This window comes from Clostridium sp. D53t1_180928_C8 (assembly GCF_015667795.1).
In the GTDB taxonomy this organism is placed as follows: Bacteria; Bacillota; Clostridia; order Clostridiales; family Clostridiaceae; genus Clostridium.
The window spans coordinates 1-2,997 of sequence record NZ_JADPEL010000090.1; the positions used below are offsets into that span (position 1 = coordinate 1).

General features: G+C 23.8%; 4 protein-coding genes. 1 reads left to right on the forward strand and 3 read right to left on the reverse strand.

Features of this window, described 5'->3' with window-relative positions; translation table 11 throughout:
* Positions 1–74: 74 nt before the first annotated feature.
* The 3 genes from I4V51_RS20230 to I4V51_RS20240 all read right to left on the reverse strand — a co-directional run bounded on the left by I4V51_RS20230 (position 75) and on the right by I4V51_RS20240 (position 1,793).
* The gene (locus tag I4V51_RS20230) at positions 75–470 is read right to left on the reverse strand and encodes a hypothetical protein (RefSeq protein ID WP_195990246.1); all 396 of its coding nucleotides are present in this window, start codon (positions 468–470) and stop codon (positions 75–77) included.
* 18 nt (positions 471–488) lie between these two features.
* The gene (locus tag I4V51_RS20235; protein ID WP_195990247.1) at positions 489–1,244 is read right to left on the reverse strand and encodes a DNA adenine methylase; all 756 of its coding nucleotides are present in this window, start codon (positions 1,242–1,244) and stop codon (positions 489–491) included.
* Positions 1,245–1,451: 207 nt separating this feature from the next.
* On the reverse strand, positions 1,452–1,793 hold the full coding sequence (locus I4V51_RS20240) for a hypothetical protein (protein ID WP_195990248.1): 342 nt from the start codon (positions 1,791–1,793) through the stop codon (positions 1,452–1,454).
* A gap of 265 nt (positions 1,794–2,058) precedes the next feature.
* On the opposite strand from I4V51_RS20240, the gene I4V51_RS20245 reads away from it, so the two are divergent.
* A complete protein-coding gene (locus I4V51_RS20245) occupies positions 2,059–2,748 on the forward strand; it encodes a YjjG family noncanonical pyrimidine nucleotidase (protein ID WP_195990249.1) in 690 nt (229 codons plus the stop codon).
* Positions 2,749–2,997 lie beyond the last annotated feature (249 nt).

Genomic DNA, 2,997 nt, shown 5'->3' on the forward strand with positions numbered 1-2,997 from the left:
TATATATTAAAATACTATAATTACTTATTATAAAACTAAAAGCATATTGGATCTACACCAATATGCTTTATATTTTAAACATTTAAATATTTAGTATTATTATCTATAATTCCTATTATACTCTCAGCTTCATATAAATTAATTTTATTTTCATTAACTAGCATTTTTAATATCTTTAAGAATCCAGTTAGATATACAAAGAAAAAAGTTTCTTCTTCATATCTGATATTATTATTCTTTTCGAATTCTTCTCTTAATTTCCCTCTTCCTAGAGCATTCCAATCTCTTCTATCAAAAATATCTTTTCTTTTGCTTATCTCTTTAAAATCAATCTTCATACCTAACAATTCATTTAAATCATTAATAGTTATTACAACTTTACCCTTATGTAATTTTATAAACCAAAGAGTACTACGTGCCTTAACTTGACTCACTATATTTTTATCCCATATTTCTACATACCTAATCATTGCTTCTCCTTCCCTAAATTAATAATTCGTTATTATTAATTCTTTGTATTTTCCTCTTCCTTCTGCAGCTCTAGAAACCGAATAACTGACCTCAATCTGTTTTATATTAAACCCTTTATACCATTCTCTTACCTTTTGATGATCATTAATAGTTAATAAAAATTTGCCATTTAAATTTTTAAGCTTGTCTCTTAAAATAATATGTTCTTCTTCTCCAAACTTATTATCATATCCTGCAGTTTCAAAATACGGAGGATCACAAAAGAAAAAACTATGTTCTCTATCGTATTTATCAATAATTTTTTCAAAACTTAAATTCTCTACATATGTGTTACTTAATCTTTCCTTTATATCATTTAACATATTTTTATAAAATATTTTTTGACTAGGCTTTTTAGTAACTCCATACCCGTAATCTTTACCCTTCCCAGCAAAACTTTGAGTTATTAAATATAAGAATCTAATAGCTCTATGTATTTCAGTTAAATAATTTACATTGTAATTTTTATATTCTTCAAAAATATCCCTTCCAGAAAACTCATACTCTAGTAATCTTTCTATCTCTGGAGAATGATATTTTATCATTCTAAATAGATTTATTAATTCCTTATCTATATCATTTATAACTTCTATCTTACTTGGCTCTTTTCCAAAATAAACCCATCCAGCTCCAAAAAATAACTCTATATAACATGTATGCTCTGGAATCAAATCTATAACATCTTTTCTCAGTTTAGATTTTCCTCCAACTCTACAAATAGGTGGTTTTAACAAAATATCACATCCTTTTCATAATTTATACTAATTATACCAAACACTTGTTCACATTGCAAACATACGTTCGCTATTTATATAAAATAAAACTAGATATATAACTTCTATATACCTAGTTTTATGTAATTCTCCCTTGTATTTAAATGAATTGCGAAAAAAATATCGTATTATTCAAAAGAATATACGATATTTTTTGAAATTCACTGCTTAATTTATTTTAGTAAAATCTAATTGTACTTCTCCATCTGTTATTAATATAATAGTATTCTTGTTTGTTATTGTACCAGCGTTGCATTTTCTATTACAGTTTATATTTTTATAAACTATATCGGCATTTTCATCTAATACAATAATTGCTGAATCACCATCTTTATTAAGAAATTGGTATTGCAAATTATATTCACCTTTATCACTTTTATTTAATTGGTAAATTCCTTCCTCATAAATGTTGTTAATAGGTGCAATAGGAGTATTGGCATATACATTTTTTGTATTAAAAATAATAGCTGTTATTATTAATACTACTATATAGATTACTTTCTTTCTCATACTGTTCACCTCATAAATATTATTTACTAAATTTAATATTTAAATACCTTATTATTAAACTAAAAAAAATCATTTAGTTTACAATAATTTAATAATGAGTATAAAAATAATCTTAATACAAGATATTATTTTATAAAACCCTAAGGTATATTAAAATTAGCACAACTTTACATTAAATTTATATTAGAAGAAGTTTAAAATTAAATATTTATATGATATAATTTAAAAAAATATTTTATAACAAATTAATCAAGGAGAATTAATTATGAAATATAAGGTTATATTATTTGATGCAGATGAGACATTATTTGATTTTAAAAAAGCTGAAAGACAAGCCTTTAAAAATACTATGATAGATTTTAGAGTTGATTATGATGAAAGCTATCATTTTAACACTTATGAAGAAATAAACTCTGCTATCTGGAAAGAGCTTGAGCAGGGTCTTATAACTCAGGAAGAATTAAAGCTAGAAAGATTTAGGAGATTTATTAATAAAATAGAGATGAACTTTGATGAAAATGAATTTGCATCAACTTATATGAAGTATCTAGGTGACGGTTCATTTTTATTTGAAGGAGCTATTGAACTTATACAGGATTTAAGTAATAAATACACACTTTCTATAGTTACTAATGGACTTACTACAGTACAAGAAAAAAGAATAAAAAAATCAGTTATAGCAAAATATTTCAAAGACATTGTAATTTCAGAAGAAGTGGGTATAGCAAAACCACATCCAGATATATTTGAACATGCAATAAGCAATCTTGGAAAATTTAGAAAAGATGAAATTCTTATGATTGGAGATAATCTTAATTCTGATATAAGAGGTGGAATTAATTATAATATACATACTTGTTGGTATAACCCAAATAAAGTAGAGAATAAAAGTAATTTAACTCCAACTTATGAGATGGCTGACTATAAAGAAATAAGAAGTTTATTATTAGATTAAACAAATATAAAAAAGATATACACAATCTTAAATAAGTGTTACTTAGATAGATCCATTAACTTTATTTCAATTCTTAAAATCTACTGCTTTTACAATGCTTTTATTCTCTTTAACGTTTATATACACATCCTTTATTATTATTTTATTTTTAATGCTACAAAACCTTATAAAATATATACTTTTAGTAAAAATAGAAATACTGATATTCTATAAAATTATAAGAATTTAGATAACAAAAAAGAACTAAAA